This window comes from Faecalibacterium sp. AF28-13AC (genome assembly GCF_003478405.1).
GTDB classification, from domain to species: domain Bacteria; phylum Bacillota; class Clostridia; order Oscillospirales; family Ruminococcaceae; genus Faecalibacterium; species Faecalibacterium prausnitzii_E.
Window position 1 is genome coordinate 87,372 of sequence record NZ_QUFG01000004.1, and the last position, 14,458, is coordinate 101,829.

13 protein-coding genes are annotated in these 14,458 nt (G+C 61.4%); 11 read left to right on the forward strand and 2 right to left on the reverse strand.

Annotation, left to right across the window (positions count from 1 at the left end):
- Positions 1-112 precede the first annotated feature (112 nt).
- Positions 113-445, reverse strand: a complete 333-nt coding sequence (locus tag DWY95_RS06570) for a GlsB/YeaQ/YmgE family stress response membrane protein (protein ID WP_118552856.1) — start codon at positions 443-445, stop codon at positions 113-115.
- Between the two features lie 11 nt (positions 446-456).
- Entirely contained in the window at positions 457-1,140 is a 684-nt protein-coding gene (gene nth / locus DWY95_RS06575) for an endonuclease III (protein ID WP_097792337.1), read from the reverse strand.
- Between the two features lie 180 nt (positions 1,141-1,320).
- On the opposite strand from nth, the gene DWY95_RS06580 reads away from it, so the two are divergent.
- The 11 genes from DWY95_RS06580 to DWY95_RS06630 all read left to right on the forward strand — a co-directional run bounded on the left by DWY95_RS06580 (position 1,321) and on the right by DWY95_RS06630 (position 14,427).
- Positions 1,321-2,595: a replication-associated recombination protein A gene (locus DWY95_RS06580; RefSeq protein ID WP_118552857.1), complete on the forward strand. Its 1,275-nt coding sequence runs from the start codon at positions 1,321-1,323 to the stop codon at positions 2,593-2,595.
- A gap of 21 nt (positions 2,596-2,616) precedes the next feature.
- Entirely contained in the window at positions 2,617-3,006 is a 390-nt protein-coding gene (locus DWY95_RS06585) for a transcriptional repressor (protein WP_097792335.1), read from the forward strand.
- A 97-nt stretch (positions 3,007-3,103) separates the two neighbouring features.
- Positions 3,104-4,486: a tRNA (N6-isopentenyl adenosine(37)-C2)-methylthiotransferase MiaB gene (gene miaB, locus DWY95_RS06590; protein ID WP_118552858.1), complete on the forward strand. Its 1,383-nt coding sequence runs from the start codon at positions 3,104-3,106 to the stop codon at positions 4,484-4,486.
- Between the two features lie 63 nt (positions 4,487-4,549).
- Positions 4,550-4,957, forward strand: coding sequence for a YlbF family regulator (locus DWY95_RS06595; RefSeq protein WP_097792333.1), 408 nt, complete (start codon positions 4,550-4,552; stop codon positions 4,955-4,957).
- A 173-nt stretch (positions 4,958-5,130) separates the two neighbouring features.
- The gene (mutS, locus tag DWY95_RS06600) at positions 5,131-7,746 is read left to right on the forward strand and encodes a DNA mismatch repair protein MutS (protein ID WP_118552859.1); all 2,616 of its coding nucleotides are present in this window, start codon (positions 5,131-5,133) and stop codon (positions 7,744-7,746) included.
- A 36-nt stretch (positions 7,747-7,782) separates the two neighbouring features.
- Positions 7,783-9,972 carry a DNA mismatch repair endonuclease MutL gene (gene mutL, locus DWY95_RS06605; protein WP_118552860.1) on the forward strand — a complete coding sequence of 730 codons (2,190 nt, stop codon included), beginning with the start codon at positions 7,783-7,785 and terminating at the stop codon, positions 9,970-9,972.
- On the forward strand, positions 9,956-10,906 hold the full coding sequence (miaA, locus tag DWY95_RS06610) for a tRNA (adenosine(37)-N6)-dimethylallyltransferase MiaA (protein WP_118552861.1): 951 nt from the start codon (positions 9,956-9,958) through the stop codon (positions 10,904-10,906). Before mutL ends, miaA begins: the two co-directional genes overlap by 17 nt.
- 5 nt (positions 10,907-10,911) lie before the next feature.
- Entirely contained in the window at positions 10,912-12,222 is a 1,311-nt protein-coding gene (locus DWY95_RS06615; RefSeq protein ID WP_243082629.1) for an HlyD family efflux transporter periplasmic adaptor subunit, read from the forward strand.
- Between the two features lie 106 nt (positions 12,223-12,328).
- Complete coding sequence (locus DWY95_RS06620) at positions 12,329-12,793, forward strand: cell division protein SepF (RefSeq protein ID WP_097792329.1); 465 nt, start codon at positions 12,329-12,331, stop codon at positions 12,791-12,793.
- Positions 12,777-13,598 carry a YlmH/Sll1252 family protein gene (locus DWY95_RS06625; RefSeq protein ID WP_118552863.1) on the forward strand — a complete coding sequence of 274 codons (822 nt, stop codon included), beginning with the start codon at positions 12,777-12,779 and terminating at the stop codon, positions 13,596-13,598. The genes DWY95_RS06620 and DWY95_RS06625 overlap by 17 nt, the downstream gene beginning before the upstream one ends.
- A gap of 22 nt (positions 13,599-13,620) precedes the next feature.
- A complete protein-coding gene (locus DWY95_RS06630) occupies positions 13,621-14,427 on the forward strand; it encodes a DivIVA domain-containing protein (protein ID WP_118552864.1) in 807 nt (268 codons plus the stop codon).
- Positions 14,428-14,458: the final 31 nt, after the last annotated feature.

Here is a 14,458-nt window from a genome sequence, read left to right on the forward strand (position 1 = left end):
CGATATATCGTAATTGCATTATATCGCGAGGCGATACATCTGTCAAGAGGAGAAAACAAAAAAGCTCTCCCAAACGGGAGAGCAAATGCAGAGCGCTGACAGCTCCGGGAGATCAGCCCTTTTTGAACAGCTTATTGTCCACCCAGATGCAGACGCAGGCACCGAGGATGGAGATGACAAAGGAGCTGAAGCTCCCGGTCGCGTGGATGCCGACCAGGCCGAACAGAAACTCGCCGACAAAGCTGCCCAGCACACCCAGGACGGCGTTGCGGGCAAACGATGTCTCGGTGCCCATAAAGCGGCCTGCGATGTACCCGGCCAGTGCACCCACCAGTACGCCGATGACCAGCGAGGCCAGCAGCCCCACAAGGGAGAACAGGCCCATCAGGCAGCCGACCAAAGCGCAGATGAGCGCGATGACGATCAGAATCGAGAGTGTGATCATAATGAGACCTCCTATTTGGTTTGTGCAGCTGCCTGCTCTGCTGCATACCGGCAGACATCCTTCAGGCAGCACCGTTCACATTCGGGTTTGCGGGCATTGCAGACGGCCCGGCCGTGCATGACGAACCGATGGCACAGGTCGCTGCCCTCTTCGGGCGGGATGATCTTCCACAGTGCCATTTCCACCTTCTGCGGTTCTTTGATGCCGTCCACCAGGCCGATCTTATTGCACAGGCGGATGCAGTGGGTGTCCGTCACGATGGCAGGCTTGCCGAACACATCGCCCATGATAAGATTCGCGCTCTTCCGGCCCACGCCGGGCAGCGCCAGCAGCTCTTCAAAGGTGGTGGGCACCTTGCAGTCGTACCGGTCACGCAGCATCCGCATACAGGCCGAGATATCCCGCGCCTTGCTGCGGCCCAGCCCGCACGGTTTGACGATGGCTTCGATGTCCTCCGGCTCGGCAGCTGCCAGCGACGCCACATCGGGGTATTTTGCAAACAGGTCCTGCACGACGATGTTCACCCGCGCGTCGGTGCACTGTGCAGCCAGCCGCACACTGACCAGCAGCTGCCAGGCGTGGTCGTAGTCCAACGTGCAGCCTGCGTCCGGGTATTCCTGTTTCAATCGGTCAATGACCGTGCGCGCCAGCGCTTTTTTTGCGGAAAGGTCTTCCGCCGGGGAAGCTTTGCGCATGAGATCGCCTCGTTTCACATAAGGATAGCCTGATGATACCATGTTTCGACGGGTTTGTAAATAAATTTTGCGATATCGGGGCAGGCCCCTGCCAAAGAAGCGCTTGTCCTCAGCGGGGAAATGCGGTATACTATGATAAACAGGAAATTGTCTCAGATGAGCAAAGAGGAGGAACGACCGATGAACGAACCGCTGGCGCAGCGTCTGCGCCCCAAAACACTGGCCGAGGTCTGTGGGCAGCAGCATCTGCTGGCACCGGGGCGGGTGTTCCGCCGCACCATTGAGAGCGGAAAGATCCCCAACATGATCTTCTACGGCCCCTCCGGCACCGGCAAGACCACTGTGGCCCGCATCATTGCCGAAAACAGCGGGATGACCCTCCACAAGCTCAACGGCACCTCCTGCGGCACCGGCGACATCAAGGCGGTCCTCAAGGACATCGGCACACTGGCCGGGGCAGGGGGCATCCTGCTCTACCTCGACGAGATCCAGTACCTGAACAAAAAGCAGCAGCAGAGCCTGTTGGAGTGCATCGAGGACGGCAGCGTCACCCTCATCGCATCCACCACCGAAAACCCCTACTTCTACATCTATAATGCGCTGCTGTCCCGCTGCACGGTGTTCGAGTTCCGGTCACTGGCGGCGGCGGATGTGGAGCAGGGCCTGCACAACGCGCTGGAAAAGCTCTCGGCATCGGAGGGCATCCCGGTCACAATGGACCCAGACGCCTGCACGTACCTTGCCGAGAGTGCCGGCGGCGACCTGCGCAAGGCGCTGGGCTGCCTCGATTTTGCCGTTACCGCCGCGCCGCAGGATGAGCAAGGCAAGCATATTTCCCTTGAAATGATCCGGCAGGTCACCCGCCGCACCGCCATGCGGTACGACCGGGACGGCGATGACCATTACGACATCGTGTCCGCCTACCAGAAATCCATGCGCGGCTCCGACCCGGACGCAGCGCTCCACTATCTGGCCCGCCTGCTGGAAGCAGGGGACCTGCCCTCGGCCTGCCGCCGCCTGATGGTCTGTGCCTGCGAGGATGTGGGCCTTGCCTACCCGCAGATCATCCCAATCGTCAAGGCGGCCATCGACGCGGCCAACATGGTGGGCCTGCCGGAAGCCCGGCTCCCACTGGCGGATGCAGTCATTCTGGTGGCTACCAGCCCCAAATCCAACAGCGCCCACGATGCGATCAATGCCGCCATCGCGGATGTGCAGGCCGGGCGCACCGGGCCGATCCCGCGCCAGCTGCAGAACAAGCACTTTGACGGCGAGGATGCTCTTGTTAAGGGGCAGAACTACAAATACGCCCACGACTACCCGAACCACTGGGTCGAGCAGCAATACCTGCCCGATGTGCTCAGGGATGTCCGGTACTACACCTTTGGGGAAAACAAAAACGAACAGGCGACCCGCGCCTACTGGGCCCGCATCAAGGGCGAAGACAAAGTATAAAAACCACAACAGGAGGAACTTATGCGTTATTCCAAGCAGCGCGAGCTGGTTTTGCGGAAGGTGGAAGAACTCTGCGACCACCCCACCGCGGAAGAGATTTTTGACAAAGCTGCACCGGAGTGCCCCGGCCTGAGCCTCGGCACGGTCTACCGCAACCTGAACAGTCTGGTGGAGGCGGGCCGGGTGCGCCGCGTCTCCATCCCCGGCAAGGCCGACCGGTTCGACCACACCCTGTGCTGGCACAGCCACCTTTACTGCAACGCCTGCGGCAGCGTCGTGGACGCCGATGTGGACGAAAAGCAGGTGATGAAGCTGGTCCGCAGCCAGAAGGGCGTCGTGCAGGACTGCGCGGTGGTCCTGTTCGGCCTGTGCGAGGCCTGCGCCCAAAAGCAGGCCGAAGCCTCCGTCTGAACCGAAAAATTCGCACTTCCTACTTGCCCTGCGGCGCAAAACAGGGTATACTAAAAGGAGCTTTCTGAAAATATCGAACCGAAGGATGGTTTCATCATTGGAGTACATTGCATTTGAACACAACGCCACCGCTGCCGAGCTGGTGCGCAAGACATACGACACCCCGCCGCTGGCCTTCGTCCACAGCTACGGCTGCCAGCAGAACGTCAACGACGGCGAGCGCATCAAGGGTGTGCTGGTGGATATCGGCTACGGCCTGTGCGACAAACCCGAAGACGCCGACCTCATCCTCTTTAACACCTGCGCCGTCCGCGAGCACGCCGAGCAGCGCGTTTTCGGCAATGTGGGCGCGCTCAAGGGCCTGAAGGAGAAAAAGCCCGGCCTGATGATCGGCCTGTGCGGCTGCATGGCCAATCAGAAGCATGTGGTGGAAAAGCTGCGCCAGAGCTACCCGTATGTGGACCTCGTCTTCGGCGTGGACGGCATCGACACCCTGCCGCAGCTCATTGCGCAGAAGCTGCAAAAGCACAAGCGGGTCCTTCTGGAACCTGCCCAGCGCCCCGTCATCGTGGAGAACATCCCCATCCGGCGCGAGAGCGAGTTCCGCGCCTGGCTGCCCATCATGTACGGCTGCGACAACTTCTGCACCTACTGCATCGTGCCCTATGTCCGCGGCCGCGAAAAGAGCCGCAAGCCCGGCGATATCCTGGCCGAATTCCGGGGCCTTGTGGAAGCGGGCTACAAGGAGATCACCCTGCTGGGCCAGAATGTCAACAGCTACGGCAAGGGCCTGGAAGAGAAGGTGGATTTTTCCGACCTGCTCAACCTGCTCTGCTCGGTGCCCGGCGATTATCAGATCCGCTTCATGACCAGCCACCCGAAGGACGCCAGCCATAAGCTCATTGACACCATCGCCGCGCAGCCGCACCTGTGCAAGCACCTGCATCTGCCGGTGCAGTGCGGCTCGGACCGAATGCTGGCCCAGATGAACCGCCGTTACACCGTTGCGCAGTACCTCGAACTCATCGAGTATGCCCGCAGGACTGTGCCCGGCATCACCTTCTCCAGCGACATCATCATCGGCTTCCCCGGTGAGACGGAGGAGGATTTCCAGGGTACCCTCGACCTGATCCGGAAGGTCGGTTACATGCAGCTGTTCACCTTCATCTACTCCAAGCGCACCGGGACCAAGGCGGCAGAAATGCCCGACCCCACCCCCCGCAAGGAAAAGACCGACCGGATGAGCCGCCTGCTGAAGATCCAGGACGAGATCGCCATGGGCCTCGTCAAAGCACAGGTGGGCCAGACCGTCCGCGTCCTCGTGGAGAGCTTTGGCCGCAGCGAGGGCACCCTCTCCGGCCGGTTGGACAACAACCTGACCGTCGAGTTCGCCGCCGACCCCGGCTGGATGGGCCGGTATGCCCATGTGCACCTCACCGGTGCCCGCGCCACCGTCCTGCTGGGCGAGCTGGCAGATTGACCAGGATTTCCCGGAGCGGAACGGCTCCATCAAACAAAAAGAACACTAAAGGAGATTATTCTTATGGATTGCATCGACCTCTTTAAGCGTGCCGCCATGGCACTGCAGACCGACCCCCGCTATCTGGCCCTCGACCAGGCCCGCAAGCTCAACGACAACGATGAGGAGCTACAGAACATGATCGGCGAGTTCAACCTTGCCCGCATGGACCTGAACAACGAGATCGGCAAGAGCGAGCGCAGCGATGCGCGCATCTCCGAGCTGAACGAGAAGGTCAACGATCTGTACGGCAAGATCATGGCCGATGAGGGCATGGTGGCCTACAACGAGGCCAAGAAGGACTGCGAGAACCTCGTCAACTATATCGACGCCATCATCAACACCGCGATGAACGGCGGCGACCCCATGACCGTGCAGGAACCCAGCGCGTCCTGCACCGGCAGCTGCTCCACCTGCGGCGGCTGCCACTGAGCACATGTGAAACGGAAAACGCGGCTGCGCTTTGCAGGCCGCGTTTTCCTTGCAAAAGCGGTTACTCCCTGCAAACCAGAGCAGACGGCCTCTCGCACACAGGCCGGTTTTCCCGGCATGATGTTTCAAAACTGCGCTCAAACAGGGATTCAATGCAAGAAAGGTGGACTACCATGGCGGAACTGTCGCCCATGATGCAGCAATATCTGGAAATCAAAAAACAACACAAGGACGAGATTCTGTTCTACCGCATCGGCGACTTTTACGAGATGTTCTTCGACGATGCCCGGACGGCCTCGCGGGAGCTGGACCTGACGCTGACCGGAAAGCAGTGCGGTCAGGAGGAGCGCGCCCCCATGTGCGGGGTGCCCTTCCACAGCTACGAAGGCTATGTGGCCCGGCTCATCGCCAAAGGCTACAAGGTCGCCATCTGTGAGCAGGTGGAAGACCCCGCCAAGGCCAAGGGCCTCGTCAAGCGGGATATCATCCGTGTGGTCACGCCCGGCACCATCATCGAGAGCAGTATGCTCCAGGATGATAAAAACAACTACATCGCGAGCATTTTCATCAAGGGGAACACGGCGGGCCTCTGCTTTGCCGATGTTTCCACCGGCACGGCCCACATCACGGAACTCCGGCAGGAAAAGGTCGTCCCGGCTGTCATCACCGAGCTGTGCCGCTACCACCCCAGCGAGGTGCTGATGAACCCCAACACCCTCGACTGCCGGGAGCTGACCACCTACCTGAAGAAAAATATGCAGTGCTCCGTCGAACTTGTCGAAGAGGAGCGCTATGCGCCTGGCCTTGTGGCCATCGCGCTGGAAAATCAGTTCGGCCGCGACTGGCCCGCGAAGACCGGCATCGACGAAAAGGGCAACGTCCGCTTTGCCATGGCGGCGTTGCTGGAATATCTGCACGACACCCAGATCAAGGGCGTCGAACGCCTGAAGACCGTCATCTGCTACAACAAGGCGCAGTTCATGCGGCTGTCGCCGGTCACACGGGCCAATCTGGAACTGACCGAAACGCTGCGCGGCCGCGAGAAGCGGGGCACCCTGCTCTGGGTGCTGGACAAGACCAGCACCGCCATGGGCAAGCGGATGCTCCGCAGCTGGATCGAACAGCCGCTCGTTTCCAGCGGCATTATCAACCGCCGCCTGAACGAGGTGGAAAGTCTGGTCAACCAGACCGTCCAGCGCGGCGACCTCATGGAAGAGCTGCACTACATCTCCGATCTGGAGCGGATGATGACCCGCACCGTCTACGGCTCGGCCACGCCGAAGGAGATCTACGCCATGGCCCAGACCTGCGACCGCCTGCCGGGGCTGCGTCGGCAGGCCGAAAGCTGCAATTGCCCGGAGCTGGCCGAACTGGCGGCGCAGATCGACCCGCTGACCGACATCAAGGAAAAGATCTACGCGGCGGTCAGCCCGGACGCACCGTCTACCTTAAAGGATGGCGGTGTCATCGCCAAGGGCTACCACACCGAGGTGGACGAGCTGCGTTCCATCCGCGATAACACCAAGGGCATCCTGGCCCAGCTGGAGACCCGCCTGCGGCAGGAGACCGGCATCCCCAAGCTGAAGATCGGCTACAACCACGTCTTTGGCTACTTCATCGAGGTCAGCAACAGCTACAAAAATCTGGTGCCGGAGACCTACATCCGCAAGCAGACGCTCACCAGCGGCGAGCGCTACATCACCCAGGAACTCAAGGAGCTGGAAAGCAAGATCCTCGGTGCCCACGAGCGTCTCATCGCGCTGGAACACCGCCTTTTTGCTGAGCTGCTGGAGACCATCAGCGCCCAGCTGGACCGCATCCAGCGGACGGCCAATGCCGTCGCCGAGCTGGATGTGCTGGCGGCGCTGGCGCAGGTGGCGGCCGAGAACAACTACTGCCGCCCCGTTGTGGACGACGGCGACGAGCTGACCATTGTGGAAGGCCGTCATCCGGTGGTCGAGCAGATGCTCAAGGGCAGCCTGTTCGTGCCAAACGATACCACCCTCAACTGCTCCACCGACCGCTGCCTCATCATCACCGGCCCTAACATGGCCGGTAAATCGACCTACATGCGTCAAAATGCCCTCATTGCGCTGATGGCGCAGATCGGCTCCTTCGTCCCGGCCAAAGAATGCCATGTGGGCGTTGTGGACGCCATCTTCACCCGCATCGGTGCATCGGATGACCTGTCGGCTGGGCAGTCCACCTTCATGGTGGAGATGACCGAGGTGGCCGAGATCCTGAAGAATGCCACCACAAAGAGTCTGGTCATTCTGGATGAGATCGGCCGCGGCACGTCCACATTTGACGGCATGAGCATTGCCCGCGCCGTGGTCGAGCACATCTCCGACCCGGCCAAGGGGCTTGGCTGCAAGACGCTGTTTGCCACCCACTACCACGAACTGACCGACCTCGAAGGCATTCTGGAGGGCGTGAAGAACTACAACATCGCGGTCAAAAAGCGCGGCGAAGATATCACGTTCCTTCGCCGGATCGTCCGCGGCCCGGCCGATGACAGCTACGGCATCGAGGTGGCAAAGCTGGCCGGTCTGCCCGGCACCGTGACCCGCCGCGCCCACGAGGTACTGCGGGCACTGGAAGCCAGCGCCCCCAAGAACAACGTCGAACAGATGGATTTCGACGCCCTGCAGGAGTACAATTCTCCGGCCGTGCCCAGCGAAGTGCTGGAAAAGCTGGAAGCCCTCGATGTGGAGACGCTGACCCCCATCGAAGCGCTGAACTTCCTGTACGAGCTCAAGAAGACCCTGAAGGGCAGCCTGAACGGCTGAAACTGACGCAATACCAACGAAAAGGGGAGGGAACCTATGGCAGTCATCCATGTTTTGGACAAACACACCGCAGAGCTGATCGCCGCCGGTGAGGTCGTCGAGCGGCCGGCTTCGGTGGTCAAAGAGCTGCTCGAAAACGCCATCGACGCCGGTGCCGCCCAGATCACGGTGAGCATCGAGTCCGGCGGCGTCAAGTTGATCGAGATCAGCGACAACGGCACCGGCATCGAAGCCGCTTACATCCCCACGGCGTTCATCCGCCATGCCACCAGCAAGATCCAGACCGAGGAGGACCTGAACCATATCCACACCCTCGGCTTCCGGGGCGAAGCACTGGCCTCCATCGCCAGTGTGGCGCGGGTGGAGGTGCTGACCCGGACCGAAGCGGACGAATGCGCCTCGGTCTACCGCATCGAGGGCGGGGAAGCCTATCCCATCGAACCCGGTGCCCGCAGCGTGGGAACCACCATCCGGGTGAAGGACCTGTTCTACAACACGCCCGCCCGGATGAAGTTCCTGAAAAAGGATTCCAGCGAGGGTACCTTTGTGGCGGATACCGTCGCCCATGTGGCCCTGAGCCACCCGGAGGTCAGCTTCAAGTTCATCCGTGAGGGGAAATTGCAGTACGTCACCCCCGGCGACGGTCAGCTGCGCAGTGCAGCGTATGCCGTGCTGGGCCGGGAGTTCAGCCGGGACCTCATCGAGCTGGACAACCGCGAGGGTGTCTACCGGGTGTGGGGCCTCATCACCCAGCCCAGAAGCTGCCGTGCCAGCCGGAGTATGCAGTATTTCTATATCAATGGGCGCTATGTCCGCAACCGCACCATGATGGCGGGCATGGAAATGGCGTTCAAGGGCACCACGATGCAGGGCAAGTTCCCTGGAGGAATCTTGCTTCTGGAAATGCCGTCGGACCTGGTGGATGTCAACGTGCACCCGGCCAAAACGGAAGTCCGCTTCGCCCGCGAGAATGATATTTTCGACCTCGTGTACCACGCCACCAAGCTGGCGTTGGCTCAACCGGGCACCGGTGAGCGGCTGTTCGCCTTCGAGGAGCCCAAAAACGAGAAGAACAACGAAAAATCCAACATTTTAGAAAAAAACGAAAATCCGAGTGAAAATGCTGTAAAGAAAAATAACTTTACAGGGCTTGCTGCCGTCATTCCGGGGCAGGCGGAGCCGGGCACATTGGAACAGCACCCCAAAACTGCCCCTTCCGTGGCATCTGCTGCACCGGCGGTCTCGGCTCCGACTGTGCCCACCCGGCCCGTCCGCCCGACAGCGGCAGAAGCGGACATCCTGCCGGGGCCGTCTACGGCATCCCCAAGCGAGCACAGCTGGACAACGGTTGCACCTTCGGCTCCCCTGAATCCGGATGTCAGCCTGCACAGCCCGAAGCGGCCGGAAGAGGAGACTGACCATTCCGAACCGGTTGTGCCGCGTTTCCGTGCAGCATCCAGCGAGGCCCAGCTCGACATCGAGCCGGACGCAGACGACCTGCCCGGAGCACAGGACCACATGGCAGCATGGGACCCGGCCCCGCAGCCCAAAACGGCAGAGCCGGAACCCGCTGCGGCCGGACCCGCCGAAACGGAAGAGGCGTCGGCCCCCGCCGGGACGCCCGAACAGATGGGCTTTGATCTTCAGGAGGGGCCGGAGCCGCTCCGCTATGTGGGCGAACTTTTCCGCACCTACATCCTCGCAGAGCGGGGGGACGAGGTGTGCATCATTGATAAACACGCGGCCCACGAGCGCCAGCTCTTTGAAAAGCTGGCCGCGTCCTACGGCGATGTGCCCAGCCAGCTGCTGCTGGAACCGGTGGTGGTGGAGCTCTCGGCCGAGGAGAAGACGGCGCTGCTGGCCAACATCGACCTGCTGGAACGTGCCGGGCTGGAGATCGACGACTTTGGCGGCAATTCGGTCTTTCTGCGCGCGGTCCCTGCCGATGTGGAGCAGGGCAGCGCCGAAGACCTTCTCGTGGAGCTGGCGGCGAAGCTGGCCCACGGCAGCCGCGACGCCCTGAGCGAAAAGACCGAGTGGGTGCTCCACTCCATCTCCTGCCGTGCAGCCATCAAGGCGGGGGACCACACCTCCCCGCAGGAGCTTATGGCGCTGGCCGAGAAGATCCTGTCCGGTGAAGTGCCGCCCTTCTGCCCGCATGGCCGTCCCTGCGTCCTCAAATTGACCCGAAAGGAGCTGGAAAAGCAGTTTGGCCGAATCGTTTGAGAAAAAACACCCGGTCCTCGCTGTGGTCGGCCCGACCGCGACTGGCAAGACCGCGCTGGGCGTTGCGCTGGCCGAGCAGTTCGGCGGTGAGATCATCAGTGCGGATTCGATGCAGATCTACAAAGGCCTCGATGTCGGCACCGCCAAGGTGACGCCGGAAGAGACCCACGGCATCCCGCACCATGCTGTCGATTTTCTGGAGCCGGACCAGACCTTCAGCGTGGCGGATTTCACTGCGCTGGCCGGAACGCTGGAAGCCGACCTCTCCGCCCGCGGAAAGCTGCCCATCCTGGTGGGCGGCACCGGGCTGTACGTTCAGAGCTTTCTCTATGGTGTCCGCTTCACGGCCGAAAAAGCTCCGGACGGCCTGCGGGAGCAGCTGGCGGCAGAGCTGGCCGAAAAAGGCCCGGCTGCCCTGTACGAAGAGCTGAAACAGGTGGACCCCGAAGCCGCTGCCGCCATCCACCCGAACAATCAGGTGCGGGTGCTGCGGGCGCTGGAACACTACCGCGCTACCGGCCGACGCCTCAGCGAACAGAAGGCGGCATCGCTCCCACCGGAGCGGCCCTACCGCGCACTGGTGCTGGGGCTGGACTTCCCGGAGCGCGCCCAGCTCTACCGCCGCATCGACCTGAGGGTGGACCGGATGATGGACGCGGGCCTTCTGGCCGAAGCCGAAACCGTGTTTGCAAACCGGGCCCGCTTCAAAACGGCAGCGCAGGCCATTGGCTATAAGGAATTCTTTCCCTATTTTATGGGGGAGTCGGAACTGACGCCCTGCGTGGAGAAGCTCAAGCAGGCTTCCCGCAACTATGCCAAGCGTCAGCTGACCTGGTTCCGCCACATGGACGGCGTGGTCTGGCTGGACGCAGCGGCACCGGACCTCAAGGCCCGCGCTGCCGCACTGACGCAGGAATTTATCACGAAAGGATGAGCAGAATGCAGGAAGAGAAGGAAAAACGTGAGCTGCCCGGCGCACTGAAGACGCTGGCAGGCGTTGCCATCGTCTTTTTGCTGCTGGCGGCCGTATATGTCTTCTATCAGGCCATGCAGGTGCTGTTCCCACCCAACACCTACGAAACGGCCCTTCTGGCCACAGTAGAAGACACGGTGGATGCCGAGGGCGTGCTGCTGTTCAACGAAAGCTATGTGGCCGGGGACGGTACGCTGGGCTACCTTGTGGCCGATGGCGAGCGCGTCTCGGCGGGCACTGCGGTGGCGGAAGTCTACAGCGATGCTTCCCAGGCCGGTCTGCGCCAGCAGCTGACCCAGATCAACGACCAGATCGACCTGCTGCAAAAATCGCAGAACACCACCTCGGCGCAGATGGAGTCCCTGCGCAAAGACCGCTCGGCGGCGCTGTACGATCTGATGGATGCGCTGGATGCCTCCGACTATGAAGACACCGACGCCCAGACGGAGGACTATCTGCTGGCCCAGAACAAGCTCTGGATCATCACCGGTGAGGTCTCCACCTTCTCGGACCAGATCGCCGCGCTGGTGCAGCAGGCGTCCAATGTGCAGGCCCAGCTGGGCAGCCCCACCCAGATCACCGCCCCGCAGACGGGCTATTTTATCCGTTCGGCCAGTTCCGGGCGGCTCAATGCCGGCATGGAGGACATCCTTGCACTGGGTGCTGCGGATCTGAAAGCCTACATCGAGTCCTCCCCGGAGATCAAACTGGACGGTTGCGCGGGCAAGATCGTCTCCGGCTTCACCTGGTACTACGCGGGCATCTGCTCGGCCAAACAGGGCGAAAAGCTGCTGGGCTCGGACGGAAAACCGCGGAAGACCTCGGTGGAGATCCGCTTCCCCGGCCAGGCGGAAACACCCCTCAAGGCCACCGTGCAGGAAGTGAACATCGACACCGAGAACGACATGACCCGCTTCGTCCTCTCGTGCGAGGTCATCAACGGCGACGTGCTGCGGCTGAACCGGGCCAATGCGCAGGTCATCGTGGGGCAGAGCACCGGCCTGCGGGTGCCGCAGGCGGCGGTCCATTACCTCAAAGAGGATGGCTCCGAGGCCGAGGGTCAGGGCGAGAACTACATCCCCGGCGTCTACGTCAAGTACGGCAACCTGGCCCGCTTCTGCAAGATCGACCCCGTGGACGACCAGCACCCCCAGGTGCTGGATGGCGATTATCTCATCGTTTTGCCCAGCGGAACGGCCGGTTCGATCAGTCAGGTTCGCCTTTATGACGAGATTATCGTCTCCGGACAAAATTTGTATGACGGAAAACTTTTGTAGTTATTGACATCTGCAGCAAAAAATCCGATAATAGTAGAAGCTATTTGCATCTCTTTGCAAAATCAGCCAGGCAGCGCAAGCCGCCCGAATGAAAGGAGCAGTTTCTATGTCTTTTGTGGATAGTCTGAAGAAGGGGCTTTTCGGCAGCGAGGACGAGTACGACGATCAGTACATCGACGACGGCCCCCAGATGGTGAACAACAACAACGGTCTGGGCGTCGGGGCAGACGAAGAGGATGAGGAGCCCGCAGAGGGCACCCCCAGAAAGAACAAGGTGGTCAACATCCACGCGACCACCCAGCTCAAGGTCGTTCTGGTCAAGCCGGAGCGCTTTGAGGATGCCAGCACCATCGCCGACCACCTGAACAACAAGCGCACCGTGGTCCTGAACCTGGAGTCTACCAACAAGGAAGTTTCCCGTCGCCTGGTCGATTTCCTCTCCGGCGTCGCCTACGCCAACAACGGCCAGATCAAGCGCGTGGCAAACAGCACCTTCATCATCACCCCCTACAACGTGGATATCATGGGCGATCTGCTGGACGAGCTGGAGAACAATGGCGCGTTCTATTGATCCTGCCCCCAAAGCCGTGCGGGGCTTCGTCCCCGCCCGCAGCGATGAAGAGCGCTATCTGATGCGGCACATCGAGGATCTGGCCCGCACGGCGGAGAGCCGCGGCATCCCGCGCTATTCCGCCTTTCTGAGTGACCGGGAGCAGGATCTTGCCAGAGCAGCGCTCAACCGCGCCGCCGTCCCGGAAAATGCGTATCATTTCGAGGGCGGCTGGCCCGGTGCAGAGCGCCGGCTCCTCTGCCTGGAGCCGGAGGGCAGCTGGCCGGACAGCCCGCTGTGCTGCGTCCGGCTCACCTGCCGGGTGCAGGCCGGGGCTGCTCTTCCGGCACACAAGGATTACCTCGGCAGCCTGATGGGGCTGGAATTGCGGCGGGAGGCGCTGGGCGACATCGTCCTGCCCTCCGATGCGCCGGGCACGGCCTATGTCTTTGCGCTGGAACCGGCGGCGCAGCTCATCTGTCAGGAACTGCTGCAGGCGGGCCGGGTGGAGGTCACGATTCAGCTTCTGCCGCTGGAAGAGCTTCCGGAGTTCCCGCAGGCGGAGCGGACGCTGCAAACGGCGACCGTTTCTTCCCTGCGGCTGGATGCGGTGCTGGCAGCCATGCTCCACTGCAGCCGCAGCATGGCAGCGGAGCTCATCACGGCAGGCCGGGTGGAGATCAACCACCTTCCGGTGGAGAGCGTCCACGCCCCGGTGTATGAGGGCGATGTCTTCACCGTGCGGGGCAAGGGCCGCTTTGGTCTGACGGCACTGCCCGGAAAAAGCAGAAAAGACCGGGCGATCATCGAGTTTTTTCAATATTAAATGAATTTGGGAGGAAACTACTATGCTGACCTCGCAGGACGTGCGCAGCGTCCAATTTGAAAAAAACCTCCGCGGCTATCGCACCGAAGAGGTGGACCGTTTCCTGGATAAGGTCGAGGAGCAGCTCCGGCAGGACGATGCCCTGGCCGAGGAGCTGCGCAAGCAGATCGCAGACCTGACAGCGGAAAACCAGCGTCTCCACGAAGAGATGAAGAACTACGAGGCGGACGGCGACATGCTCAAGAGTGCGCTCATCAATGCACAGCGCATGGGCGAGAACGTCATCCGCGAAGCAAACCAGAAGTCGGAAGAGATCCTGCACCGTGCAAATCTGCGCGGGGATGATATTATCCGCGATGCCAATGAGCTGCTCCAGAAGGCCAGTGACCGCGCGGATGAGATCATCAACGAAGCAAACGATAAAAAGCTGGCAGAGGAGCGCGAGTATGACCGCGTCCGTCTGGAAGTCACCCGTTTCAAGTCCGACGTGCTCAACCTGTACCGCAGCCATGTCGAGTCTCTGAGCCGCCTGCCGGAGTTCCAGAAGGAGGAGCCGGAGGCTGCCGAGCCCGCTGTGGAGGAAAAAGCAGAGGAGACCACTGCTGCGGCCTTGACCGAGGAGATCGAGCAGGCACAGCCGGAGACCGATGCAGCCCCTGCGGACGAGGAAACCGCAGAGGACGACAAGAGCGAGGATTTCTGGTCCAAGGATGAGAGCCAGCTCAAGATCAAGCTGGACCCGTCTCAGGCACCCGTTGGCGCAGAGGAAGAGGAAGAACCGGCAGAGCCGGATTATGCCGCTTTCAAGGGCGTCAAATTCAGCGAGTGACCGGAGCGTTTCAATAAATTAGAGGAGTGTG